Source organism: Colwellia sp. MB02u-9 (assembly GCF_014077085.1).
In the GTDB taxonomy this organism is placed as follows: Bacteria; Pseudomonadota; Gammaproteobacteria; order Enterobacterales; family Alteromonadaceae; genus Cognaticolwellia.
The window spans coordinates 407,708-433,238 of record NZ_JACGVF010000094.1 but is presented as its reverse complement, the minus strand read 5'-3'; the positions used below and the strand labels follow the sequence as shown (position 1 = coordinate 433,238).

Below are 25,531 nucleotides of genomic sequence, written 5' to 3'. Positions count from 1 at the left end.
AATTTGTACTGATCATGGTATCCAAACCAGCGATTATAGACATTTCTCCATAATTTAGGTGATGGTTCTGGTCAAACCAAATGGCATTGCGCTATAATCCGTTTTTTGTCATTAACCGTGTATTACTTCATGAAGTTTCCCGGACGCCGTCAACATCGACATTATTTTCCTGTCGACCATAAAAACCCATTAACAAACCAAGTAAATCCTAGCGCTCAAGCTGCTCAAAACTATATTGTTGGTATAGATCAGGTTTTAGTGGATATTGAAGCTAAAGTTGATCAAGCATTTTTGAATGAATTTGATTTAAAACTTGGTATGTCACAGGTTATCTCAGACGAAGTTACTCAGCGCCTTTATCAACGTTTGAAAGATGAATCGCTGATCAATTACGAATTTGCCGGCGGCACTATTGGCAATACTATGCATAATTACTCTGTGCTAGCGGATGACCGTTCAGTTTTACTGGGTGTTATGTCCAAAAACATACATGTTGGTGACTATGCTTACCGGTTTATAAGTAACACCTCTTCACGTGTTGATCTTAACTATCTTCAGCCTGTCGACGGACCTATTGGTCGTTGTTTTACCTTGATTGATGATCACGGTGAGCGCACTTTTGGTATTAATGCCGGCTTAATCAATCGTCTACACCCTGACTCTATTGACGAGTCATTAATTGCCGGAGCTTCAGCACTGGTTATTAGCTCTTATTTGATGCGCACACAAGCTGGCGACACCATGACCGAAGCAGCAATTAAAGCGGTAAAATGTGCAAATGCTGCTGGCGTACCTGTGGTGCTGACCTTAGGTACTAAATTTTTAATTGAAGAAGAACCTGAGTTTTGGCGTGATTTTGTCCAAAAGCATGTCAACATACTGACCATGAACGAAGAAGAAGCATTAGCCATAACGGGTATTGAAGAACCACTACTCGCTGCGAATAAATGCTTGGATTGGGTTGATATGGTTATTTGCACCGCTGGTAAACACGGCTTATATATGGCGGGCTATGTTGATGAAACCTTTAAACGAGAAAGTGAATACCCATTATTATCGGGCGAGATAGATGAGTTTAATCGTTATGAATATTCTCGTCCCATGTTATTGAACGATTGCCATCAACCAATGCGAATATATACCCATTCTGCCCCTTATATGGGCGGCCCTGAAAGTATAAAAAATACCAATGGTGCTGGAGATGCTGCGCTTGCGGCTATATTACATGACTTAAGTGCCAATGTTTATCATAAAAATACGGTGGCAAACTCAAGTAAGCATGAGCAATTAGCCTTAACTTACTCGTCGTTATCGCAAATGAGTAAATACGCCAACAGAGTCAGTTATGAGGTATTAGTACAACATTCTCCGCGTTTGTCGCGTGGTTTACCGGAGCGAGAAGACAGCTTAGACCAAGCCTATTGGTCGCAGTAGTTAACGGTAAACCTGCGGATAAAATCCAGTAGCGTTTGCCATTGTTATGGTGGCAACTATTTAATTAGCTAAATTAAAACTACAATAACGACGCTTTTCTAACTGATGAAAGCACATGGTACATACTATTTAATTACTTTAATGAGACATTACTTTTTTGCATGACTACTCTAACAACACATAAATCATCACAACGACGCTTACTAATTGCACTGGCTATTACCAGTGTATTTATGTTGCTGCAACTTGTTGGCGCCGCCTATGCAAATTCTTTGGCGGTATATGCAGATGCAGGGCACTTGTTTGTGCATAATAGTTCACTATTTATCGCCTTAATAGCTTCAACCTTAGCGATAAAATTTGGTCGAACGTTTAGTGATGGTTATCGTCGTTTAGAGCTTTCAGGTGGTTTGATCAACGGTACCTTATATTTACTGATCAGTTGTTGGATTTTACTGCAAGGGGCCGAGCGATTATTTGGCCACGAGCATCATGATGAACATGAAATAAACACCTTTGTTATGTCGGCGGTTGCCTCGTTAGGCTTTCTATTTCACGGCGCGTCAGCTTATGTTTTATATAAAGGCCGTAAAGATAGTGTTAACGTCTATGCAGTGTTTTTGCATACCTTTTTTGATCTGCTATCTACCATAGTCACATTCGTCACCAGCATTGTCATTCATGTTACGGGTTGGACAATTGTCGATTCGTTGTCGAGCATACTTATTTCTGTATTTGTACTTTATACCGGCTCTAAACTACTTTATAAATGCATTAAAGGTTTATTTTTTAATGGCGTTCGCTTACCGGCATTGAAGAAAATTGAAACGGCCCTGCAAGGTTTAGAGCACATAGACAATGTGCACAATTTAATTGTTAAAAGTGACAACGGCCAAGTAGTGGTGGGTGCTCATATCGTACTAAAACACCAATGTACTTTAGAAAAGCATGATGAAGTATGCCGCTTTCAAGTCGAGCGTGTGCTAAAAGAACAATTCGATGTTAATACCAGCGTACTGCAAATTGAAGCGAGTGGTTGTAAGCACAGTTAATCAGCTTTGATGTTAGCACTAAAAAAATCAGACTTAAGATACGATTGCTTATAAGAAATTTTTTCAAAACCACTCAGTGATACAATTAAGTAGTTGGCCATTAGGTTATTATAATGTCCTTTATGACATGATTGATTTTTGTGGTCTTTTGAAACAGAGTTAGCTTATGCACACCGTAAACGCTATATTGGAAATAGCTTTTATTTCATTTGGACTTTTTATGTTAGAAATTCACGGTCGCTGGAAAATAAAGGTTACTGATAAAGTACTTATGCAGTGGTTTGCAGATTCATGGAATGAAGAAGCAATTATTGCTTACGTAAAAGAGTTTAAAGCAGCGGCAGCACCCTTGATGGGTAGTGATTGGGCAATAATTTCTATTTTTGAGCAGTGGGAGTTAGGTGTACCAGAAATAGAACAACATGTGGTTGAGCATTGTGAATGGTTTAAAGCACAGGGTTGTATTAAAGACTGCCATGTTTACCGACCTAGTGCAGTTAAAGAAATGCAATTAGAAAAAATGATACCACACACAGAGCAGGGCTATGAGCGTGCTGTCTTTGACAATTTAAATGATGCCATTAATTGGCTTGACTCCGAAGGTTTTTCTTTAAATCAAGATCAATTTTTATATGACATCATTAAATCAGAAACTTAGTTAAATCAATTCTTTATATGAATAAAGTGCTTAGTTCAAATAACCATTAAATAAACTACCTGATGTTATGTATTTCAAAATAAAAAGTAGAGGACAATATCAAATTCAGTTAATGGATATCACCTATATAAGTTATATCACCTATATAGGTGATTGTTAGTTAAGCTTAATAAATAAAGCACTAACGTCCAGTAAGATAAATATAACTTGGTAGTGAAATATTTATGAATAATCTGTTAATAAATTATAAGAAACTGTCGAAGAATTATAATAGGTAATTTTTTAACGTACCGGCTTAGTAGAACCTAAGCCTTTTTTAATGGTTTAGTCTCTTAAGTTTAGCTTCTTAATAAAGCGTCTAAGCTATCAACAACTTCACTCCAGTCAGAATCAAGCACAATAGCTTCTTGTAAAAATTGCGCTTGGCCATTGCTCCAAAAATCAGCATCAGCAAGTGCCTGATTTACTGGGATACCACGGTTAGACGCAATAAAACGTTCTATTTCCTCATCACTATTCTTAAGACCCAATTGAGCGAACAAACTTGTCATATTGTGTTTTGAAAGATCCATAAAATACTCCCTTATTAAGTGCTTAAGTATAGTAACTATAGAAGAACTTACTCTATATTATCAATAGTTTTAATCTATCAAAGTGTTAACTGATGTTGATGGTGATAGCGTTTTGGCCTTGGTGTTAATACTACTGTTACTAATACTTGACCCTAATAAAGATAATAGGCAATAGCCAGTAAAGAAATAAAAGCCTGGTCCTAATGCGGACAATGTTTCACTGCTGACAATAAAATCTAACTTAAAACCAAATACCGCGAATTGTTGTTGTGTTGCGGTTTCAGCGTGATTAGTTGATAGTACCGCAAGAAAAATGGCGACAACAAAAACGTCAGCCATTGACCATTTGCCAATTTGGCTAATAAACTTATAAACGGTAATCTCTAATCTAGAGTTTTTATTTGCGTAAGCAATACTGAGTAAAATAAATTTCAATACCGGTATTGAAATAGAAAAAGCAAAAATTAATAACGCCACTAACAGGCGATCATCTTGCCAAAGTTCTTGTATGGTTTGCAACAATGACAAGTTTTTATCAATGATTGTATTAGTGATTTTTGCACCACTCACATTAGCTGTCATGGCCATATTGAGAGAAAACATTGGCAATAATATACCCGGAATAAATAATGCGATGGCAATAAGGTTAAAGAAAAAACCTAAATGTTTTTTAATCATCATGTTATAAAATTTTCCAAAATGAAGTCGAGCAGGTATATAATCTTATTAGCATCTCTAGCAAGCATCAATTGTGATCTACAACTATTTTTTAACTTGAACTTCGGTCAGTTTATCAACAGTTGCTGAGCATGATTGCAGAAAAACATCCATAAAATAGCCGACTTCAGGCATTTGCTGTTTAATGGTTTCTAGCTTCAATTCTAAGCGTTCTTTTACATGGTCAAACTCATGGTTTTGATGATTTAATTCATCAAGCGCTTTAATATAAGCTACTAAAATATCAGCCGCTTTGACAATTTTTTTGTATTGTTCATCCACGTTATCTTGCACAATTATATCGGCAAACATGGCTTGAAACTCTTCAGGTAAAGACTGAAGACATTGTTTTTCAGCTATATATTCAATTTTTTTAAACTCTCGAGCAATCTCAGGATTAGCATATTTTGTTGGGCTAACAATATCACCAAAACGGGTCTCACTGGCTTCATGATAAAGTGCAACAGTAGCCACTTTATCCGCATTAATGTTGCCCGAAAATTTTTGATTTCTAATCACTGCCAGCAAATGGGCGACAATAGCCACTTGGTGAGAATGCTCAGCAACATTTTCTGGTTTAACACAAAACATCAATGACCAACGTTTAATCAGTGGCATTCTGAACATCCAGGCAAGAAAAGTACTTTGCATTATATAACCTTATTCACTGGTTGACTGACGGTAAGTACGGAAAAATTTGGCTAGTTTTTCCAATGCAGGTTTTAATTCGTCCACATGCGGTAGAAACACTAAGCGAAAGTAATTGTCTTGCTTAATATTAAAGGCGCGACCGTGTACCAAGAGTATTTTCTCTTGCTTGAGTAAGTCTAAAACCATTTTTTCATCATCATGGATGTTAAATTTTTCTTGGTCTACTTTAACAAACAAATATAAAGCGCCCATAGCTGGGTTACACGATAAACCATCAATTTCATTGATCATTTTATGTGCAAGGTTACGCTGCTTTAATAAACGGCCATCATTTTTAATTAATTCATTAATGCTTTGATAACCACCGAGTGCGGTTTGAATAGCATGTTGGGCAGGCACGTTGGCACACAAGCGCATTGAAGAGAGAATATCTAAGCCTTTTAAATAATCTTCGGCATGTATTTTAGGGCCAGTAATTACCATCCAACCGGCACGAAAGCCGGCGATACGATAGTTTTTAGACAAACCACCCATAGTAATGATTAAAACATCGTTTGCTAATCTCGCCGTTGGAATATGTTGTGCTTGGTCATAAAGAATTTTATCGTATATTTCATCACTGAATATGATCAAGTTGTGTTCACGCGCAAGTGTGATAATACCTTGAAGCACTTCTTCGCTATAAACTGCTCCCGTAGGATTATTAGGGTTGATCAAAACAAGAGCTTTGGTTTTTGACGATATTTTGCTGGCGATATCCTCCAGATCTGGAAACCACTGGTTTTCTTCATCACAACGATAATGCACAGGTTTTCCGCCAGACAGAGCAACAGCTGCAGTCCATAATGGGTAATCAGGTGCTGGAATGAGCACTTCATCACCATTATCTAACAAGCCTTGCATCGCCATAACAATGAGTTCGCTGACGCCGTTACCGATATAAATATCATCAATACTGACATCTAAAATGCCTTGTTGTTGAAAATACTGCATTACGGCTACGCGTGCAGGGTAGATACCTTTTGACTCACAGTAACCCTGAGCTGTTGGCAGGTTACGAATAACATCTTTTAAAATATCATCAGGGGCTTCAAAGCCAAAGGGAGCAGGGTTGCCAATATTAAGTTTTAAAATTTTATAGCCTTCATCTTCTAAACGTTTGGCTTCTGCGGCAACTTGTCCACGAATTTCGTAGTAGACGTTTTTTAATTTTGAAGATTTGGTGATAGTTTTCATAATGGCAGTCTTATAAATGATAAAAGTGAATTAACGTTATCGTCATCGTTAAAAGAAAATTAAGCTAAGTATAAAGCTATAGTCATTGTGTGAGCGTATTTCATAATAATTTCATTCAGTTATTACCCACTTTCGCTAATTAAAATAGCTTAAGGTACTGCTCACATAGATGTGAATAGTTAGGTGTTGTCGGGCACTAAAAACCTGTGTCCTCAACCCCAATAGCTTGTGATGGATCAATAAAGCGCCGTACATTAATTTATTTCCTTGCACACAACAAGTTCACAAACTTAATGGCAGTGGTATTTCATTAATTTGCTTGCGTCCATTGTTGCTAATATTGCTTAACTTTGAAACAGTTACTTGCAACTTTTTTATAATAAATCGCTAATAACTATATCATCTTGTTATTATGATTGATTGTTCAACCATTTATTCAACTTGGTATAATAAGTTTTACTCAGGAGAATTAGCCAATAGGTTGACCGAGTGCTTTATTGGGATGGGATAGCTGCCATTGTTTGTGGCATAGTATGTAACATAATGAGATAAAAAAACGGCTGTGCACAAACTGCAAAGCCGTTATTATATTTAGCTTGGTTTGACCTTTAGGACCAAACTTGCAAAGAGTCGTGATTAGGCAAACAAAGACATAACATCGCTTATTGCCAACAGAGACTTATCACCAGTAATACGATTTTTTACTTCAATTTCTTGGTTGTCGAGATTACGCTCACCAATAATAAGCAATAATGGTGTGCCAATTAATTCATGATCGGCAAACATAACGCCAGGGCGTTCTTTGCGATCATCAAATATAACTTCTATACCAGCGGTTTGTAATTGTTGGTATAAGGCTTCAGCAGTTTCTTTAACACGAGCTGATTTTGCCATGTTCATTGGCACAATGGCAACTTGATAAGGTGCAATTGCTGCCGGCCATTTAATACCATATTTATCGTGGTTTTGTTCAATGGCAGCGGCAACAATGCGTGAAACGCCAATACCGTAACAACCCATAGTCAAAATTTGGTTTTTACCATTTTCCGTTAACACGCCACAGTTCATTGTTTGAGCGTACTTTTCACCCAGTTGGAAAATATGACCTACTTCAATACCACGTTTAATAACAATGCTACCTTGACCACAAGGGCTAGGGTCACCAGCTGCTACATTACGTAAGTCGGCAACGCTGTAGTTCTGTGCGTCACGCTCCCAGTTTACGCCGGTTAAATGCATGTCATTTGTATTTGCGCCACAAACAAAGTCAGCTAAATGCGCTGCACTTCGGTCAACAATAACCTCAATACTTAAACCAACCGGACCAATTGAGCCCGCATTACAACCAGCGGAGGCTAAAATTTGTTCGTCAGTAGCAAAAGTCAATGGCGAGGCGATTTGTGCTAAATTTTCAGCTTTAACTTCATTTAACTGATGATCGCCGCGCAAGACTAAAGCAACAATAGGGGCTTTATTTTCTTTTGTCGCTACGCCAGCAATCAATAATGTTTTAACCGTATGGCTGGCATCAACAGATAAGCACTTGGCAAGATCTTCTATTGTACGCACGTCAGGGGTTGAAACCTTTGCTAAACTTTGTGTTGCTGCAGGTCGTTCACCCGTTGGCGCTAGCGCTTCTGCTTTTTCGACGTTAGCAGCGAAATCGCTAACATCACTAAAGGCGATGTCATCTTCGCCTGAGTCGGCTAAAACGTGAAATTCATGCGAAGCTTCACCACCAATAGAGCCGGTATCAGCAATAACTGGGCGGTAATCTAGGCCTAAACGGTCGAAAATACGACAATAGGCATCAAACATCGACTGATATGTTTTTTTCAAACACTCTTCACCTAAATGAAAAGAGTAAGCATCTTTCATTAAAAATTCACGGCCACGCATTACGCCAAAACGAGGACGAATTTCATCACGGAATTTTGTTTGAATTTGAAACAAGTTTAATGGCAGTTGTTTATAACTACTAATTTCGTTACTAACCAGCTTAGTGATCACTTCTTCATGCGTTGGGCCTAAAACAAAAGCACGATTATGGCGGTCATTTAAACGTAATAACTCTGGGCCGTAATCTTCCCAGCGTCCCGACTCTTCCCATAAGTCAGCCGGCTGAACCATCGGCATGAGTACTTCTAATGCGCCAGCTCGTTCCATTTCTTCACGCACAATGTTTTCAACTTTACGAAGTACCTTTAAGCCTGTCGGTAACCAAGTATATAAACCTGATGCGACATTACGCACTAAACCAGCACGTAACATTAATTGATGACTGATAACTTCAGCACTAGCAGGGGTTTCTTTCAAAGTTGAAAGTAAATATTGGCTTGTACGCATTGAGAAAAAATTCCATTAATAAACAAGTATAAAATATGACGCTTATTCTAGCAGGGCAGTTTCAGCCACAAAAGGTTTAAATCGCGCCAATAGATAAAATTTGCCTATAAATGAAGATTAATAGTAGTTAATACTCTTAAGCACTTGTTGGTTTTCGCCCATACCGCCAATGGTCAGTAATTTTCCGTTGAGTTCTAATAGGCCACGATGGTCCATAGTGGCGGTTTTGCTATAGGTAACTTGCCATTTATCTGTGTCGAGATTATAGCGCCAGACTTCATTGCTTGGCTTTGATGGTTCGCCGTTATAACCTATGCCGTTGTAATTATAAGGATTATTACTACCACCAATAAAAACAATTTCTTTTGTGTTCGATGTGGTATTTATCGTGCCTTTTGCCGCCATACGGTATCGTGACTGGCCCGTTGGGTGCTTGACTTTAAACCACGAAATTTCACTTGGACTTTGCGGGTTTATTTCCCCGCGATAGCAGGCAGTTTGTGCCGCATAGCTTCGACGTTTATTAAAGTGAACATCAATACCAACACCATCGCAAACCAGTATTTTATTATCAATAATACCACCGGCTTGGCCAAATACCGCTTTACCTGGAAAGGGTGATGCCTGCTGCCATTGGTTGGTTTTTGTATCATACAATTGCACTAAATTAACGTTACCGTCATTATGCCAACCACTGATTAAGAAGATATAACGGCTTTGATAAGGCAGGGCAATACTGTCATCAACGGGTACGGGCATAGGGGTTAATGCTTGATAGTGATCGTCTAAAACATGATAAGCATAAACGTCAGGCACCGACACTTCACTATGATCTTTAGCAAGGGTATAACCACCAAAAACATAAGCTACCTCATTAATGGCAGTAGCAACACTTGCTAAGCGACCAACCAAGCCATTGACTGTTTCTTTTATTGGTACAGCAGATTTCTCACGCCATTGATTTTTAGTCACATTATAAACAAAGCTGCGATTATGAACATCTTGGTAGCCTTTGCCGTTTGCTAGTCCGGAAAACGAAATGATGTAGTCTTTATTATTAATTTTCACTTGCGCAACGGCATTATTGCTAACGGCTTGCGGTAGTTGGCTGTGCTCACTGGCTTTGGCTATTACTTGAAAAATCACAGTAGGTAGAGAAAAACACAAGGCTAACAAGGTAAAAGGTAGTACTTTTGGCATGGGTGACTTATGGAATTAGTTTAAGCGATTTAATCAGTGATCCTACCATGGAGTAGTGAGCAGAATACTGAACCTGTAACAGGTTTTGTTACAGGTTTTAGGCTATCAAAAAAATTTAGCTTATTTAAAGGTAATCAATGCATTCAGTTGTTTAATACAGTTCGGCTTGCTAAATTTTTGGCGACCAACGGATATAAAATTAAGTTATAGCGTTTTATGCTAAGTACTTGAATGAGTAAAGCGTTTCTAGGCACAATATTACCTGTAGGATGGAATTTATGTAGTCAACTTTATGTAGTCAATTTAACAGACTAGGTTCAGTTTACACGCTTACTGGCAACAATCGCATACTAAGAGGAATTAAAAAGAAATTGGTTTACGCTTTGAGCGAGCTTTGTCAGTGACTTGAACACTTTGTGCTTTGTCATTATTACTGGATTTTTTCTTTTTAGCTTTTTTAAACGCGTTCTGTTTAGTTAAGGTGGCCTCTGCTTGTTTTTTTGTTGTTAGGGGTAATTCGTCTTTACCTAGTTTAACCACATTAACCTGAATAATTTCACTGTTAAATTCTATAATATCAGCGTGATAAACTTTTTTGCGCTTTTGAAATTCTACTTCGTTATTCAATAATACATATCCCTCACTGATCACTATTTTAGCTTCACCGCCACCACTGACCATATTCGCTATTTTTAATAATTTGCAAAGTTCAATAGGTTGTATAGAAACATCAATAAGTGGAAAGTTTGAAGGCATGTAAGGTCTATTCTTGTAGTTAACGAAAAAACTGATTATATCTTAGTTGTTTTGTGATGTCGTTGTCGTATTAGCGAGAACGGCAAGTAAAGTTAATAACTAGAGTAGCGTAAATTATCAATGTCTAGATAATAGGATAAAACCCCGTTAGCAACCATTATTTCACCAGCATTAACCACAGCGGCAATAAATGCATTAATGGTTAAATTAATGGTTAAATTAAAGTATTATTGCATTTATTAATGTAAACAAGCGGGCTGTTGTCCGCTTTTTTGATGCCTAAATTCTGTAAGACATTAAAATATTAGGTTTTTTCATTTTAAACGATATTTTTATTTGACAAGTTTGGTGGTTAATTTTTATCAAAGCATTAACTGTAACGCTTTATAACTTATGAATAACGAGATTTGAACGAATAAAAACAAACATAAAAACACTTAATATAAAAAATTCAATATAAAAATAGTAACAAGCTATATAAATAACTCTGAGGAAGAGAACCCACCCATGTATGTAAAAAATTCGCAAACCTTTAAAAAATCTGTTTTATGTTTAGCACTCAGTTCCGCATTATCTGTAACCACCTATAGTTACGCTGAAGCAGTTGCCGGAAAACTTGCTGTTGAAGGCATTGAACGCATTCAAGTTACGGCCTCACGTCGTGCATCGACTGTGCAAGAGGCTCCTTTAAATATCACCGCACTTGATAGTGATGTGATGAAAGATCAAAACATTACACAATTATCAGATGTTGCTCGTTGGGTACCAGGTTTAAGTGTTGCTGATCAAGGGGGTCGTACGGGCTCTCCGATTGTTGTCCGCGGTTTAAATACTAACTCATCAGGCCCTGGCTCTGATGGTGGCACTGTGGCCACTTACATTGGTGAAATTCCCCTAGTCGTTGACATGAAACTCATTGATGTTGAACGAGTTGAAATATTAATTGGTCCACAAGGGACCTTATATGGTGCAGGCACTTTAGGTGGTGCTATTCGCTATTTACCGAATAAACCTGTGCTTGATGTAACCTCTGGTTCGCTCTATGGTGACATTTTCACTTTATCTGAAAGTGATGATACCGGTGGTGAAGCAGGTTTTGTTTTTAACACGCCATTAATTCAAGATGAATTAGCCGTGCGTTTTGCCTTTAATTATTTAAATGAACCTGGCTATATTGATTACAATTATGTGGTGCGCGAGGGAGGTGTTTCATTACCTGATCCAGATTGGTCAGATGCTGATGCAGTTAGCGCTAACCTAAAACAGGTGAAAGATGCTAACGATGAAAAAACGAGTACAGCTAAAGCGATGATCCGCTGGCAGCCGAATGAAGTTTTTGATGCAACTTTGTCGTATTTTTATCAAAAACAAGACATTGGCGGTCGCTCTATTGTTCATAACAGTAGCTTAAGCGAGACAAATCCTTTAACGACAGTTATAGGAGAATATGACTCAGGTTATCGCTATCAAGAACCAAGAGAAAAAGAAGACACTTTACTGAGTTTAGAAATCACCCTTGATTTAGGTTTTGCTGAACTGACTTCTGCTACCGGTTATTCAGAATTTGAAGCACTGGGGCAACGTGATCAAACCGACTTACTTATCCGTTTAGATTACAGCTATGAAGAATTTCCAGGTTTTTCCACTTTTACTCGAGAAGTGGATGAGGCTGAAAACTTTACCCAAGAAATTCGTTTAGTATCAACAGGAGATTCAGCACTTTCTTGGATTGTAGGTGCTTATTACAACCAATTCGAAAGTTTTGGTGATAGCCGTGAATATGCGCCTGGCTTCGATCAATATGCTGTTGATAACTGGGGTGGCAATCAATTACGTCCTGATTCATTAGAGTATATTTCGGTGGGTAATACTGACATCACTGAATCAGCTTTGTTTGGTGAGTTAACTTATAGAGTAACCGATAAATTAACGCTGATGATTGGTGCTCGTTTTTATGACTATGAAGTTAACTCGTCTTCAGCAGTAGACTTACCTTTGTATAACACCTTATTTGATAATTATGCAGCAAGTGAAATCAATTTAGATCTTGAAAGCACTCCGCCTGCTGATGGTGATGGCAACTTATTGAAAGTTAATGCCAGTTATCAATTTAGTGATGATGTGATGGCTTATGCCACGTTAAGTGAAGGCTTCAGAATTGGTGGCTCTAATGGTGTTGCTGCCTGCCCTGATGACGTCGAAGAATCGGGCTTTCAAAATGTTTGTGCCTTACCCGATGAAGCTCTTTACGAAGCAGATACCACAACTAACTATGAATTAGGTTTTAAGAGTACTTGGTGGAGTAACCAATTACATTTTAATGCCGCGGTATTTATGGTTGAGTGGGACAATGCTCAAGTCGCGGGTGCTACTTTTTATGGTCAGCAACCTATTACCAGCAATGCCGCAGCAGCAGAATCAAAAGGGGTTGAAATATCAACTCGCGCCATGCTAAGTGATAATATTACCGCCTATGCTACTTACGCTTATACCAATGCAGAATTAACCAGTGACGCCCCTTTTCTATTTCAAGTCTTAAGTGAAGATCAGCTTGATGCAGGTGTAGAGCAAAGTTTTTATGATGGTAAAAATGGTGATCGTTTACCCGGCTCACCTGAACAGCAGTTTTCATTAGGCGCAAGCTATTCTACCGAGATTTTTGGTCGCACAGGTTTAGATATCAATTACGGCTTAACTTATCAAAGTGATGTTTACTCTAAGGTCGGTTTACGCGCTGATGGCGAGGTTTTACCAGGCTATGCGATAAGTAATGTGTCAGCAAAATTAACAGAAGGTGCTTGGTCGGTCACCTTATACGTGGATAATATGTTTGATAAATATGCCTATAGCTCGGTACGTCGTGATCAAGGTGATATTGGCTTAGCAAAGTTTCCTGTGATGAACTCGAACGATGCGAGCCTTCAGCGTAACTATGGACATTACTTAATCACGCCACGCAAAGTAGGAGTACGTTTCGAATATTTATTCGATTTGTAATGATTTAAGTATAATTTTTACTTAAATCAAAAGTATAAAAAAACAAAGGCACAGTATCATTTAAACGTTTAAATGATACTGTGCCTTTTTAGCATTTTTTTTAGCATTTTTTTTAGCGATTTATCCCCATAACGCTAACGCCGAAGCTTTAAACTGTATAACACAGTTTGTTATGACACCATTACAAGCGAGGCAAGCAGTGACTTATTAACAGTGCGCGATGATTAAATGGATAAAAAAGTGGCATAAATAAAAGCGGACAATTTTGTGGATATTATTGTGGTTAATGATAATCCAATAGAAAGAATTAATACCCTTGTAGATATTTTTTTGTGATAAAAACTGGCAAAGTATATCAACAAGTGTGATTTAAAATAACTAAATTTGAGTAGTTGAAGTATGTCTAACACAACAAAAATATTGCATCAGCAGGCGCAACAAGCTTTAAATCAAGGTTTGTATCAACAAGCCCATCAAAAACTAATCGCTATTTTACAACAAGATAAATATTTTTCGGATGCTTATTTTTTGCTAGCCATGATTGCTAGTGCGCATCATAATTTTCTTAAAGCTATTGAGCTAATTGAACAGGCCAACAAGCTTGCTCCTAACAATGCCGAATACTTATCACAACTGGCCAAGCACTATGCACTGGAAAATAATCATGTGCAGGCGGTGTACTTTGCTGAACTTACGGCTCAACTTGCCTCAAAATCATCATTAACGCTAGATACGCTTGGTGTGGCCTATAGTAAAATTGGCTTACACGAAAAAGCGGTGATTTTTTTTCAACAAGCCGTAGCCATTAACGATAAAAATCCTAATTATTTCTTTAATTTAGGCGCAGCACTCAAGTTTGTTGGTGATTTTGACGGCGCTAAAAAAGCCTATGAAAAAACTATCGCAATGGCTCCAAATCATTACAAAGCTCATGCCGCGTTAACGGGTTTAGGCGGCATATCGGCAACATCAAACCATATACCTCTACTTGAACAATTGTTTTCACAAACGCAACATGCAGACGACAGCTTATATATAGGCCATGCTCTTGCCCGAGAATATGAAGCACTGAAAGATTTTGATAAAGCATTTTTCTACTTAGATACGGCAAAAAAATGTAAACTCAAACAATTTAACTACCATTTTGATGAAGATAAAGCGCTGTTTAGCCGTCTTGAAAGTCACTTTAAAAATGTTGATAGCTCAAAGGTTCAAGGTTTCGACACTGATGAGCCAATATTTGTCGTTGGTATGCCAAGATCAGGCACAACGCTGGTTGAACGAATTATTTCACAGCACAGCGAAGTAACAAGTGCAGGTGAATTGCAGCACTTTGGTTTGCTACTTAAAAAAATGGCTAAAACCACCAGTAAGCGTGTGATTGATGCAGAAACAATAGCAGCGACAGAAAATATAAATTTTGCCAAGTTAGGCGAAGATTATATTGAAAGTACGCGGGCAATAACCGGTAAAACAGCAAAATTTGTTGATAAAATGCCATTAAATGTACTTTATGTTGGCTTTATTTTAAAAGCATTACCAAAAGCTAAAATTGTCTGCTTAGATAGAAATCCACTGGATACCATTGTGAGTAATTTTCGACAGCTTTTTGCGGTTAATCAATCCTATTATAGTTATTCATATGATTTAGAAAGCACCACAGAATTTTATTTACTATTTAAACAGTTAGCGGCTTTATGGTTAGCACTTTTTCCAGAAAATTTTTATTTTATTAATTATGAGAAGTTGGTTAATGACCCAGTAAATGAAGCCAAGCAGCTGATTGAATTTTGTAATCTTTCTTGGCAAGAGCAATGTGTTGATATTGAGCAAAATTCTGCGCCTGTCGCTACAGCCAGTGCAATGCAAGTTCGTAGTCCAATTAATAATAGTTCAGTGGGTAACTGGAAAAAATATGACGCTTATCTAGATGGCGTAAAAGCGATATTAGCCAGCAGAGAGCAAACTTAGTATTTTAATCTAGATTGATTTTTAGAAAACTCTGGCGAATTTGTAAAAGAAATTAATAGTATGCATTAGCACTAAAGCTAGAAAATACACATGTTTTTGATCGATCAATCACTTTGTGTCGATAGCTGAATATCAGCCTAAAGTCTTTCTTGAGCCATCTGGCTAACGATGAAGGTGATAATTCAAAAGAGCAGATATGACTTTAATTTCTTATTTATATTAATAATAAGGAAATTAAATAAGCAATAAAGATGGTGGACGATACTGTGCTTGAACTAGTGATTTGGCGCGGATAATAAAGAGGTGAATGTGCTTTTAGTTTTACTTTAAGAGGAATATTAATGGTATGGAAATTTTAACTGGAAATAAAGATGGTGGACGATACTGGGCTTGAACCAGTGACCCCCGCCTTGTAAGGGCGGTGCTCTCCCAACTGAGCTAATCGTCCATTTAAGTTTTACTTCTTTATGGCAAAAGAAGTGGTGGACGATACTGGGCTTGAACCAGTGACCCCCGCCTTGTAAGGGCGGTGCTCTCCCAACTGAGCTAATCGTCCATTTTAGTTTTGCTTCTTTATGGTAAAAGAAGTGGTGGACGATACTGGGCTTGAACCAGTGACCCCCGCCTTGTAAGGGCGGTGCTCTCCCAACTGAGCTAATCGTCCGATATAAATTTACACATACTATTTAAACAGTACTAACAGAGAAGTGGTGGACGATACTGGGCTTGAACCAGTGACCCCCGCCTTGTAAGGGCGGTGCTCTCCCAACTGAGCTAATCGTCCTTCTCTGTGGGGGCGTATTATAGGGAGATCATAAAAGCTGTCAACCAAAACTCAGTAATTATTTATATTTATTTTCACTATTGAGCTTGAATGCTTTAAATTTGGACAGACTGATGGTTTTGTGAACTTTATTTTTATTTGTTGTCTCAGGTCGTCAGGAAATTTAACGCGCTAAAAGGTGTATTTCATGCACTTGCCTGATAAAATGGCGCAACTTTTTTAATAACCTTTGTTTTATTTGCTGACTTACGCAAATAAATATTTCATTGAGACTTTTATGACTTTAACAACTCGATTCGCCCCTAGCCCTACGGGATATTTACATGTTGGTGGTGCTCGTACTGCTTTATATAGTTGGCTCTATGCGCAAAAAAATGGTGGTGACTTTATTCTTAGAATAGAAGACACGGATTTAGAGCGTTCAACACAGGCATCCGTTGACGCCATTATGGACGGCATGAATTGGTTAAACCTACCATGGACTCATGGGCCTTATTTTCAAACTCAACGCTTTGATCGCTACAAAGAAGTGATTGAGCAACTACTCACTTCTGGTAACGCTTATCGTTGTTACAGCACTGCTGAAGAAGTTGATGCTATGCGTGCAGAAGCGAAAGAGAAAGGTGAGATTGAGAAATACAATGGTTTATGGCGTGAACGCACCGATTATCCAACAGATAAGCCTTATGCGATTCGTTTTAAAAATCCATTAGGCGGCGATGTTGTTATTAAAGATATGGTTAAAGGCGATATTACTATTAGTAATGAGCAACTGGATGATTTAATCATTGCTCGCTCAGATGGTACACCCACTTATAACTTAACAGTTGTTGTTGATGACTGGGATATGAAAGTATCACATGTGGTTCGTGGTGATGACCACATCAGCAATACGCCAAAACAAATTAATATCTTAAAAGCATTAGGTGCAACCGTACCTGAATATGCCCATATCCCGATGATATTAGGTGATGACGGTAAACGTTTGTCAAAACGTCATGGCGCTGTAAGTGTAATGCAATATCGTGATGACGGTTTCTTGCCAGAAGCACTATTGAATTATTTAGTGCGTTTAGGCTGGTCACATGGTGATAAAGAAATTTTTTCTCGTGAAGAAATGATTGAGTTATTTGATCTTAAGGACTGTAACCGAGCAGCTTCAGGCTTTAATACTGACAAACTTATCTGGGTTAATCAGCATTACATGAAAACACTCGATCCGGTTTATGTTGCCTCTCATCTTGCGTGGCATATGAAAGAGCAGGGTATCAATGTTGAAAATGGCCCAGCCCTTGAAGAAATTGTAAAAATACAAGCGGACCGAGTAAAAACATTAAAAGAAATGGCACAAATTAGCCGATACTTTTATGAAGATTTTACTGAACTTGATGCGGGTGCGGTGAAAAAACATTTACGCCCGGTAGTAAAAGCACCTCTGTTGTTAGTAAAAGAGAAATTAGCGGCTTTGACTGATTGGTCAGCTGCACCCATTCATGCTGCGATTAACGACACAGCAACAGAGCTTGAAGTAGGCATGGGTAAAGTGGGCATGCCTTTACGTGTTGCTGCCACAGGTGGTGGCAATTCACCCTCATTAGACATTACCTTAGCATTGTTAGATCAGCAAAAAGTTTTGGCTAGAATTGATCAAGCTATTGCCGTGGTTGATGCGCGTATCGCAAATAGTTAATTTATAAAATTAACGTTTTGTGAAAAAAGATAAACAAAAGCCAGCGTAATTGCTGGCTTTTTATGTTCAGGACGATGTTACTGATAACACTTAGTTAAATAGTGATTAAAACTTAGTAGTATCGGTAAACAAGCCCACTTTTAAATCTTTCGCTGTGTAGATAACACGACCATCAACAGAAACCGTACCGTCAGCAATACCCATAAATAATTTACGCTTAATAACGCGTTTTAAGGTAATCTTATAAGTGACTTTTTTCGCTGTTGGCAAAATTTGGCCAGTAAATTTAACTTCACCTACACCCAAAGCTCTACCATGACCTGGACCACCTGACCATGCTAAGAAAAAACCTGTTAATTGCCACATTGCATCTAAGCCAAGACAACCCGGCATAACAGGGTCACCTTTAAAATGACAATCAAAAAACCAAAGATCTGGATTTATGTCTAATTCAGCGATAATTTCGCCTTTGCCATGTTCGCCGCCATCATCATTAATGCTAACAATTCTATCCATCATTAACATATTGTCAGATGGTAACTGGCTGTTGCCAGGGCCAAACATTTCACCAGTACCTGCTTTTACTAGGTCTTCTTTTGAGAACGAATTTTGTTGTTCCATGTCATCACTTACGTTTATTAATAATTTCAAAGACCATACTTTAGCTAACACTTGTACGCTAAACAACTCCGAACAGTTAAATAAATTTATATATGACTTAACAAATTCACAATATTTTGTAAGAATTGGTTATACATAACTACTAAGGTTTTAAACTTTTAATAGGTAAGGTATTGATGAATATAAAAAAGAAAGCATTAACTAATGCGGAAAAACAAAAACGTTATCGTGAACGGCAAAAAGATCGCGGTAAAAAAGAAATGCGCGGTTATCTGACACCAGAAGCACAAAAATGTTACGAACTAATTGCCGAGCAAACAAAATGGAATGACAGTATCATTTTAAGTAATGCAGTGCGTTTGACTTATGCGGCATATAAAAATGGCCAAATTCACTTGTTAAATAACTGGCTAAATAAAAACGAGCTGTAATCATGACTTAAACGACCTTGATTAAGGAAATGAATTAGAGAAAAAGCAAGAATTTATATTGTGTTAGAGACCAATTCGCTATATTCTTTTTATTAATTCTGCTGCTTTTTATAAAGTGATAAATAAGGTAATTCTACGTTGATAAATGTTTTGTTAGTTGATGACCATGAGTTGGTTCGTACTGGAATACGAAAAATCCTAGACGAAGTAAAAGGACTTAAGGTGATTGGTGAAGCTAAAACAGGCGAGGAAGCCGTACAATTTTGTCGTAAAGTCGAGCCTAATGTTGTCCTTATGGACATGAACATGCCAGGCATTGGCGGCTTAGAGGCAACAAAAAAAATTATTCGTTATGCGCCTGATGTAAAAGTTATTGTGTTAACCGTTTATTGCACTGACCCCATTCCGACAAAAGTTATGCAGATTGGCGCGGCAGGCTATTTAACCAAAGGTGCCGGTCCTGATGAAATGATCAATGCGATTCGTGCTGTTCATAGCGGCCAACGTTATATAACACCCGAGATTGCCCAGCAAATGGCGTTAAGCCAATTCAAATCCCCAGATGAAAATCCTTTCAGTAGTTTGTCCGAACGTGAACTGCAAATCATGTTAATGATCACGCGTGGCGAAAAAGTACCTGATATCTCACAACAATTAGTACTAAGTACTAAAACCATTAATAGTTACCGCTATCGTATGTTTGATAAGCTTAATGTCGGTAATGACGTTGAGCTAACGCATTTGGCTATTCGCCATGGTATGTTAAAAACTGAAGTGCTATAGCATTGTCTGATAAAATTTTATCAAATGATGAAAGCTCATTTGATCATAAAGCCTTCCTAGCGGCAGTTTCTGAACAAGCTGGCGTTTATCGCATGTACAACATAGCCCAAACAGTGATCTATGTTGGTAAAGCGAAGCAACTAAAAAAACGTTTAGCGAGTTATTTTCGCAAAGATGTAGGCAGTAATAAAACGCGCGCACTGGTTAAACAAATTTCTGCTATTGACGTTACCGTAACCCATACGGAAGGCGAAGCGCTGATCCTCGAAAACAATTATATTAAAAAGTATCAACCAAAATATAATATCTTACTGCGCGACGATAAAACCTATCCCTACTTACTGATCACAGACCACAAACATCCAAAATTAGGTTTACACCGTGGTGGTAAAAAAGTTAAAGGTGATTACTTTGGGCCATACCCTACGGTAGGTGCTGTCTGGGAGAGTTTGCGTTTAATGCAAAAGATTTTTCCACTCAGACAGTGTGAAGACAGCTACTATCGGGCCCGAAGTCGGCCATGCTTACAGCACCAATTGGGCCGATGTTCAGCACCTTGTGTAGATAAAATATCGCCCACGGATTATCAAAAGCAAGTGCAGTTAGCCAAATTGTTTCTTAAGGGCAAAAGCTCGATTGTAATTGAACACCTAGTAGAGAATATGGAAAACGCCAGTAAAACGCTCAATTTTGAACATGCGGCAAAATACCGAGATCAAATTGCGACCTTAAGAAAAGTTCAGCAGCAACAGTTTGTCAGTGGTACTGCCGCGGAAATGGATGTTATCGGGCTTCATCGTCATAAGTCGCAAGCTTGTATTCACTTATTATTTGTTCGAGAACATAAAATATTAGGCAGTAAAAGTTATTTTCCAACTGTGCCCGTTGATACCAGCGATGCGGAAATAATGGCGGCTTTTATTAGCCAACATTATATTGGTAATGAACTTAACTTAGGGGCTATCCCAAAAGAAATTATTATCCCTGAGGCCATTGATAACCAGCAAGACATCGTTCAGGTCATTAGCGCCCAAGCAGAGCATGAAGTAAAAATATCACATAATGTTCGCACCGAGCGCGCGCAATACCTTAAATTAGCTTGCACTAATGCTGCAACGGCTTTAATGACGAGAAACTCTCATAAAGAATCAATGCAGGCAAGATTCGTCGCATTAAATGAAGTGTTTGAGCTAACCAATGGCATATCACGCATTGAATGTTTTGATATTAGCCATACTATGGGACAACAAACCGTCGCGTCAAATGTGGTGTTTAATCAAGAAGGGCCATTAAAAAGTGATTATCGACGTTACAACGTGTACGGCATTACGCCAGGTGATGACTATGCCGCTATGGCATTTGCTTTAGACAAACGTTATAGCAAAGTCACCAGTGAAGAAAAAATGCCAGACATTATTTTTATCGATGGCGGTAAAGGTCAGTTGGCAAAAGCGGAAGAATTTTTTGCCGGCGTAGATAAAGTAAAAACCCCGTTATTGGTTGGGGTTGCTAAAGGTGAGTCAAGAAAGCCAGGGCTAGAAACCTTAATATTAGCCGGTAGTCATCAACTCATATCGTTACCTGCTACGTCACCGGCACTGCACCTTGTACAACATATACGAGATGAGTCGCATCGGTTTGCCATCACGGGCCACAGAGCAAAACGACAAAAAGCCAGTAAAAAATCTACATTAGAAGATATTCCAGGAATAGGGGCTAAAAAAAGACAAGCGCTTTTACAATATTTAGGGGGCTTACAAGAAGTATTAAAGGCAGACAGAACCGCGCTAGAAAAAGTGCCGGGTATCAGTAAAGTATTGGCAGAAAATATTTATGACGCCTTGCATGACAATTAACTCACAATCTGTGTAAAATGTCTTTTACTTCGATACAATTTTAATTAGTTAACGATAAGAATATAAGACATATTATGTGGACAATCCCCAACCAAATTACTTTATTTAGAATTGTTTTAATCCCGGTTTTTATCGTGGTGTTTTATTTGCCCGTGTCGTGGAATCATTTTGGTGCCTTTGTTGTTTTTTGGTTTGCCGCGGTGAGTGATGCGCTTGATGGCTACTTAGCAAGAAAACTTAATCAGTCGTCTGCCTTTGGTGCTTTTATTGACCCCGTTGCTGATAAACTAATGGTGGTTGCTGCGCTGGTAATTTTGATTCAAGACTTACAAGTGTGGTGGATATCAATATCAGCGATATTAATGATCGCGCGCGAAATATTTATTAGTGCTTTACGTGAGTTTATGTCTTCACGAGGTAAAAGAGAAATAATCGCTGTTTCACAAATGGGTAAATATAAAACGGCCACACAAATGTTAGGTATTATGGGATTAATTTGGTATCCAACTTATGATATCCCATTAATTTTGTTTGAATTTCCGCATGAAATATTACTTTTTGCCGCTTTTAGTTTTTATGCCATTGCCACTGTGCTTACTTTTTGGTCTATGGTGATTTATTTCAAAGCGGCTTGGCCAGAGTTAACTAAGATTAATTAGTGTTAAATAGCTTGTTTTTAGTTAAAAAAACACCACATTAGTCGCTTTTTGAGCAGTCAAAATAAAATTGATATTAAAGGGTTGACTCATAAGTTTTTCAATGTAGAATGCGTTTCCAGTTGACAGGGAGTCAGCACATGAAGCGGCTGTAGCTCAGCTGGTAGAGCATCACGTTGCCAACGTGAATGTCACGAGTTCGAGTCTCGTCAGCCGCTCCAATTTCTCTTTAAGAGAATGTACAGGGAAGACTACCTTATGGGTAGTAAATGAAAATAGTTTTGATGTAAGTGGCGGGTTGGCAGAGTGGCTATGCAGCGGATTGCAAATCCGTGTACCTCGGTTCGACTCCGGGACCCGCCTCCACATTGCCCGAGTGGTGGAATTGGTAGACACAAGGGATTTAAAATCCCTCGCTTGTAAGAGTGTGCCGGTTCAAGTCCGGCCTCGGGTACCATTTCATTTGTGCAGTAAGAATTAATACATATTGGTGTATGTATGGGAAAGTTTAAAATAATGAAGCGGCTGTAGCTCAGCTGGTAGAGCATCACGTTGCCAACGTGAATGTCACGAGTTCGAGTCTCGTCAGCCGCTCCAAATTTTAAACGTGTTAAAAATCTTAGTTTGCTAGTTATAAGTTTACTGGTTATAAATTAAGACCATGAAGCGGCTGTAGCTCAGCTGGTAGAGCATCACGTTGCCAACGTGAATGTCACGAGTTCGAGTCTCGTCAGCCGCTCCAAATATGACAGTTATTACTGTCAAAGTAGGGTCCCAATCTCTACTATAAAAAAAACTCTCGATGCCCGAGTGGTGGAATTGGTAGACACAAGGGATTTAAAATCCCTCGCTTGTAAGAGTGTGCCGGTTCAAGTCCGGCCTCGGGTACCATCTTTTTACTTTACGTTCTGTTGAGTAAATTAAAAAAATCATATAGTAATTCAGTTTTTTCCAATATAATCAAATCCTTGTCAATATCTTCTATAAAAATATTTTTAACTACCTCTCTGTAATAGTTGCTAACTAGACTTGATGTTTTGTATTAATATTTAGATTTTTTCAAGATTCTTATGCTTTTAACGGCTTAAACCCTTGTTTAAATTTACCACGCACAAGTTCACTAATACTTGTATCATGACTATTAGCATAAGCCTTCAATACTACCTCTTGAACACCTCCATAAAAATTTAACCGCTATTTTCATTTACGCCATTTGAATTTATGACTACCGATGACAATATTTTTAACATTATTGATACTAAAAATTTAAGTTTTTTACCAAAATCTGACTAATAGAAATAGTACTGACAGAAATTTCCTTATTTTACTTAAGTCTAGTATCATTCAACGCTGACTGTTTATGCGTTAATTTGACGTAAGCTACTGAGCAACATAGTCTCGTCTAAACAATAATAATAACAATTAACCCCCAATTGAACCCTAGTTCTATAGCAGCCCCGTCAACTATATTGCAACAGTTCACAGAGAAATTATGTCTATCCGACCCCCAAAGCAATTAAACATTATTATCGCCATGTATCTTGGTTATGCTGCCATGATGATCTGCCGTCAAATGATTACTATTCTAAGTCCTGCCATGCTTGCCGATGATACCTTAGGCTTAACAAAAACAAATATTGGAGACTTCGCGGCTTATGGCACCCTAGGTGCACTTGTGGGTAAACTCATCTGGGGGCCTCTTGCTGATGTGATTGGTGGGCGCTTTACTTTTTTAATTGGAATTTTTCTTACCGCACTGTTTGTTATCGCCTTTGGACTTTCGCCTAATGTAATGGCTTTTACTGTCTTTTCATTCTTGCTTTACTGCACAAAGTCTTCAGGCTGGCCAGGTATGACTAAACTGGTTGGAGAATGGTATCACCCTCATCATTACGGACGGGTGTGGAGTATTATCTCTACCAGTTCTAGATTTAGTGTGGTGTTGGCGACTTTATTTTTTGGTTGGTTGTTGAGCTTTATGCATTGGCGTTCAGTAGGCTTCATCGCTGCGGCTTTTGCATTGGTTATATTTATTGGTTGTTATTTTTTCCTGAAAGAAAAACCTGAAAATCCAAATTTTTTCAGAGAAAATGAAGGTGATCATACCGACACTAGTGCCGAAGGTATAGAGTTGGCGAAAGCATCAAAACAGGCGATTGATAACAAATATAATCACCCCCTTCAAGGCACAAGTATGCTGGCGGGTATGCTGGCATTTGTTAAAAGTCCTAGAGTCTGGTTGGTCGTGCTCATGCTAATGATGCTTACTTGTATGATGGCCTTTTTAGATTTTGTTGCGGTTTATCTTATGGAAACTTACCAATTATCGCCCTCACAGGCAGCAATGGCATCTACTATATTTCCCGTCGGTTCTTTAGCCGGACTGTTAGCGTCGATCGCATTTTACGACCGTTTTTCCAAAAAGGGCATCCGGACAGTTTTAACTATAGCCATGACGCTGAGTTTATTGAGTGTACTGACCTTGAAATATTTATCTTGGTTTAATCTCAGTGTTGAGGTGAACTACATGGTGGCTTTGAGTGCAATTTTCTTATTCGCTTTTTCAATTTCTCCCGCTTATTACTTACCTATGTCAATATTTTCCATCGAATATGGTGGCCCCCATAGCGCAAAACTAGTGAGCTTTATTGATGCTTTTGGCTTTGCGGCCAGTGCAACATTTGCTTTTATTGGTGGAAGATTGGCCGATAGTGCGGGCGGTTGGTCTAGTTTTATGAATATGCTTATATTGATTTCAGCGGTTGGTATTATATCTGTTTGGGCATTTATGCATGCAGAATATAAAGCGGCAAAGTCAGGGGAAGTGTTAATTAAGCGCTGATCACGTCAATTGCTTAATGTTTATAAACATTTTAACGCCATCCGCCTAAGTAATATTGGCGGGTGGTTCAAAAAACAACTTCTTCTAAATAGACCCTTTTCACCGAAGATTACTGTTTATTTCCTCTATATCCAGTAATATTTTAAATATTGTAGTATGCTACAGCGTCAAAATTTCTGCCATATTAAATAATGAAGTTATAAACCAGATAACTTCTAGGCTACAGCCGTTTTCTAATTATTGTTAACGGTTTGTCGCCAAGAGGCAAAAGGATGTCG

The 25,531-nt window shown here is 38.3% G+C and carries 19 protein-coding genes and 10 tRNA genes; 17 read left to right on the top strand and 12 right to left on the bottom strand.

The genetic code is table 11. The features are described from left to right. Positions 1-129 precede the first annotated feature (129 nt). From H4J65_RS10505 to H4J65_RS10495, 3 genes are all read left to right on the top strand, one after another. Positions 130-1,434, top strand: a complete 1,305-nt coding sequence (locus H4J65_RS10505) for an inosine/guanosine kinase (RefSeq protein WP_182198124.1) — start codon at positions 130-132, stop codon at positions 1,432-1,434. A gap of 161 nt (positions 1,435-1,595) precedes the next feature. Then, complete coding sequence (locus H4J65_RS10500) at positions 1,596-2,486, top strand: cation diffusion facilitator family transporter (RefSeq protein WP_182198122.1); 891 nt, start codon at positions 1,596-1,598, stop codon at positions 2,484-2,486. 220 nt (positions 2,487-2,706) lie between these two features. Continuing rightward, a complete protein-coding gene (locus H4J65_RS10495) occupies positions 2,707-3,144 on the top strand; it encodes a hypothetical protein (protein ID WP_182198121.1) in 438 nt (145 codons plus the stop codon). Between the two features lie 338 nt (positions 3,145-3,482). On the opposite strand, the gene H4J65_RS10490 is transcribed toward H4J65_RS10495, so the two are convergent. The 7 genes from H4J65_RS10490 to H4J65_RS10460 all read right to left on the bottom strand — a co-directional run bounded on the left by H4J65_RS10490 (position 3,483) and on the right by H4J65_RS10460 (position 10,622). Then, positions 3,483-3,716 (bottom strand): DUF2789 domain-containing protein, encoded by a 234-nt coding sequence (locus H4J65_RS10490; protein ID WP_182137721.1) that lies wholly within the window; start codon positions 3,714-3,716, stop codon positions 3,483-3,485. Between the two features lie 69 nt (positions 3,717-3,785). Beyond that, positions 3,786-4,394, bottom strand: coding sequence for a paraquat-inducible protein A (locus H4J65_RS10485; RefSeq protein ID WP_182137991.1), 609 nt, complete (start codon positions 4,392-4,394; stop codon positions 3,786-3,788). Positions 4,395-4,478: 84 nt separating this feature from the next. Then, complete coding sequence (gene yfbR / locus H4J65_RS10480) at positions 4,479-5,084, bottom strand: 5'-deoxynucleotidase (protein ID WP_182198118.1); 606 nt, start codon at positions 5,082-5,084, stop codon at positions 4,479-4,481. Positions 5,085-5,093: 9 nt separating this feature from the next. Beyond that, positions 5,094-6,320, bottom strand: a complete 1,227-nt coding sequence (locus H4J65_RS10475) for a pyridoxal phosphate-dependent aminotransferase (protein WP_182185845.1) — start codon at positions 6,318-6,320, stop codon at positions 5,094-5,096. Between the two features lie 636 nt (positions 6,321-6,956). After that, complete coding sequence (locus tag H4J65_RS10470) at positions 6,957-8,666, bottom strand: proline--tRNA ligase (protein WP_182198116.1); 1,710 nt, start codon at positions 8,664-8,666, stop codon at positions 6,957-6,959. 117 nt (positions 8,667-8,783) lie between these two features. Further along, positions 8,784-9,866, bottom strand: a complete 1,083-nt coding sequence (locus H4J65_RS10465) for a kelch repeat-containing protein (RefSeq protein WP_220465126.1) — start codon at positions 9,864-9,866, stop codon at positions 8,784-8,786. A gap of 360 nt (positions 9,867-10,226) precedes the next feature. Continuing rightward, on the bottom strand, positions 10,227-10,622 hold the full coding sequence (locus tag H4J65_RS10460; RefSeq protein ID WP_182188853.1) for an RNA-binding S4 domain-containing protein: 396 nt from the start codon (positions 10,620-10,622) through the stop codon (positions 10,227-10,229). Between the two features lie 507 nt (positions 10,623-11,129). On the opposite strand from H4J65_RS10460, the gene H4J65_RS10455 reads away from it, so the two are divergent. After that, positions 11,130-13,619: a TonB-dependent receptor gene (locus tag H4J65_RS10455; RefSeq protein ID WP_182198113.1), complete on the top strand. Its 2,490-nt coding sequence runs from the start codon at positions 11,130-11,132 to the stop codon at positions 13,617-13,619. A gap of 399 nt (positions 13,620-14,018) precedes the next feature. Continuing rightward, entirely contained in the window at positions 14,019-15,590 is a 1,572-nt protein-coding gene (locus tag H4J65_RS10450) for a sulfotransferase (protein ID WP_182137732.1), read from the top strand. A 372-nt stretch (positions 15,591-15,962) separates the two neighbouring features. Here the strand turns inward: H4J65_RS10450 and H4J65_RS10445 are convergent. From H4J65_RS10445 to H4J65_RS10430, 4 genes are all read right to left on the bottom strand, one after another. After that, positions 15,963-16,038, bottom strand: a tRNA-Val gene (locus H4J65_RS10445). Positions 16,039-16,070: 32 nt separating this feature from the next. Next, positions 16,071-16,146: transfer RNA gene (locus H4J65_RS10440), tRNA-Val, on the bottom strand. A 32-nt stretch (positions 16,147-16,178) separates the two neighbouring features. Next, positions 16,179-16,254: transfer RNA gene (locus H4J65_RS10435), tRNA-Val, on the bottom strand. Between the two features lie 44 nt (positions 16,255-16,298). After that, positions 16,299-16,374: transfer RNA gene (locus H4J65_RS10430), tRNA-Val, on the bottom strand. A 277-nt stretch (positions 16,375-16,651) separates the two neighbouring features. On the opposite strand from H4J65_RS10430, the gene gltX reads away from it, so the two are divergent. Beyond that, on the top strand, positions 16,652-18,064 hold the full coding sequence (gene gltX / locus H4J65_RS10425) for a glutamate--tRNA ligase (protein WP_182137734.1): 1,413 nt from the start codon (positions 16,652-16,654) through the stop codon (positions 18,062-18,064). Positions 18,065-18,169: 105 nt separating this feature from the next. On the opposite strand, the gene fabA is transcribed toward gltX, so the two are convergent. After that, entirely contained in the window at positions 18,170-18,685 is a 516-nt protein-coding gene (gene fabA, locus H4J65_RS10420; RefSeq protein WP_182137993.1) for a 3-hydroxyacyl-[acyl-carrier-protein] dehydratase FabA, read from the bottom strand. A gap of 176 nt (positions 18,686-18,861) precedes the next feature. Here fabA and H4J65_RS10415 point away from each other — a divergent pair, with 176 nt between their 5' ends. From H4J65_RS10415 to H4J65_RS10365, 11 genes are all read left to right on the top strand, one after another. After that, positions 18,862-19,116 (top strand): hypothetical protein, encoded by a 255-nt coding sequence (locus H4J65_RS10415; RefSeq protein ID WP_182137735.1) that lies wholly within the window; start codon positions 18,862-18,864, stop codon positions 19,114-19,116. A gap of 138 nt (positions 19,117-19,254) precedes the next feature. Then, on the top strand, positions 19,255-19,899 hold the full coding sequence (gene uvrY / locus H4J65_RS10410) for a UvrY/SirA/GacA family response regulator transcription factor (RefSeq protein ID WP_182137736.1): 645 nt from the start codon (positions 19,255-19,257) through the stop codon (positions 19,897-19,899). Between the two features lie 2 nt (positions 19,900-19,901). Continuing rightward, a complete protein-coding gene (gene uvrC, locus H4J65_RS10405) occupies positions 19,902-21,755 on the top strand; it encodes an excinuclease ABC subunit UvrC (protein ID WP_259367582.1) in 1,854 nt (617 codons plus the stop codon). Positions 21,756-21,829: 74 nt separating this feature from the next. Further along, entirely contained in the window at positions 21,830-22,414 is a 585-nt protein-coding gene (gene pgsA, locus H4J65_RS10400) for a CDP-diacylglycerol--glycerol-3-phosphate 3-phosphatidyltransferase (RefSeq protein ID WP_182137737.1), read from the top strand. Between the two features lie 142 nt (positions 22,415-22,556). Then, positions 22,557-22,632 (top strand) — tRNA-Gly (locus H4J65_RS10395). A 71-nt stretch (positions 22,633-22,703) separates the two neighbouring features. Next, positions 22,704-22,777 (top strand) — tRNA-Cys (locus H4J65_RS10390). A 4-nt stretch (positions 22,778-22,781) separates the two neighbouring features. Then, positions 22,782-22,868 (top strand) — tRNA-Leu (locus H4J65_RS10385). A gap of 64 nt (positions 22,869-22,932) precedes the next feature. Next, positions 22,933-23,008 (top strand) — tRNA-Gly (locus H4J65_RS10380). 69 nt (positions 23,009-23,077) lie between these two features. After that, a tRNA-Gly gene (locus tag H4J65_RS10375) sits at positions 23,078-23,153 on the top strand. A gap of 62 nt (positions 23,154-23,215) precedes the next feature. Beyond that, a tRNA-Leu gene (locus tag H4J65_RS10370) sits at positions 23,216-23,302 on the top strand. 601 nt (positions 23,303-23,903) lie between these two features. Beyond that, positions 23,904-25,253, top strand: a complete 1,350-nt coding sequence (locus tag H4J65_RS10365) for an MFS transporter (protein WP_182198111.1) — start codon at positions 23,904-23,906, stop codon at positions 25,251-25,253. Positions 25,254-25,531: the final 278 nt, after the last annotated feature.

Coding starts and splice junctions, on each gene's coding strand:
- H4J65_RS10495 (WP_182198121.1), top strand. CDS start 2,707: ATGTTAGAAATTCACGGTCGCTGGAAAATAAAGGTTACTGATAAAGTA.
- H4J65_RS10415 (WP_182137735.1), top strand. CDS start 18,862: ATGAATATAAAAAAGAAAGCATTAACTAATGCGGAAAAACAAAAACGT.
- H4J65_RS10500 (WP_182198122.1), top strand. CDS start 1,596: ATGACTACTCTAACAACACATAAATCATCACAACGACGCTTACTAATT.
- H4J65_RS10475 (WP_182185845.1), bottom strand. CDS start 6,320: ATGAAAACTATCACCAAATCTTCAAAATTAAAAAACGTCTACTACGAA.
- H4J65_RS10365 (WP_182198111.1), top strand. CDS start 23,904: ATGTCTATCCGACCCCCAAAGCAATTAAACATTATTATCGCCATGTAT.
- gltX (WP_182137734.1), top strand. CDS start 16,652: ATGACTTTAACAACTCGATTCGCCCCTAGCCCTACGGGATATTTACAT.
- H4J65_RS10470 (WP_182198116.1), bottom strand. CDS start 8,666: ATGCGTACAAGCCAATATTTACTTTCAACTTTGAAAGAAACCCCTGCT.
- H4J65_RS10455 (WP_182198113.1), top strand. CDS start 11,130: ATGTATGTAAAAAATTCGCAAACCTTTAAAAAATCTGTTTTATGTTTA.
- H4J65_RS10465 (WP_220465126.1), bottom strand. CDS start 9,866: ATGCCAAAAGTACTACCTTTTACCTTGTTAGCCTTGTGTTTTTCTCTA.
- yfbR (WP_182198118.1), bottom strand. CDS start 5,084: ATGCAAAGTACTTTTCTTGCCTGGATGTTCAGAATGCCACTGATTAAA.
- H4J65_RS10505 (WP_182198124.1), top strand. CDS start 130: ATGAAGTTTCCCGGACGCCGTCAACATCGACATTATTTTCCTGTCGAC.
- H4J65_RS10490 (WP_182137721.1), bottom strand. CDS start 3,716: ATGGATCTTTCAAAACACAATATGACAAGTTTGTTCGCTCAATTGGGT.
- H4J65_RS10460 (WP_182188853.1), bottom strand. CDS start 10,622: ATGCCTTCAAACTTTCCACTTATTGATGTTTCTATACAACCTATTGAA.
- pgsA (WP_182137737.1), top strand. CDS start 21,830: ATGTGGACAATCCCCAACCAAATTACTTTATTTAGAATTGTTTTAATC.
- H4J65_RS10485 (WP_182137991.1), bottom strand. CDS start 4,394: ATGATTAAAAAACATTTAGGTTTTTTCTTTAACCTTATTGCCATCGCA.
- fabA (WP_182137993.1), bottom strand. CDS start 18,685: ATGGAACAACAAAATTCGTTCTCAAAAGAAGACCTAGTAAAAGCAGGT.
- H4J65_RS10450 (WP_182137732.1), top strand. CDS start 14,019: ATGTCTAACACAACAAAAATATTGCATCAGCAGGCGCAACAAGCTTTA.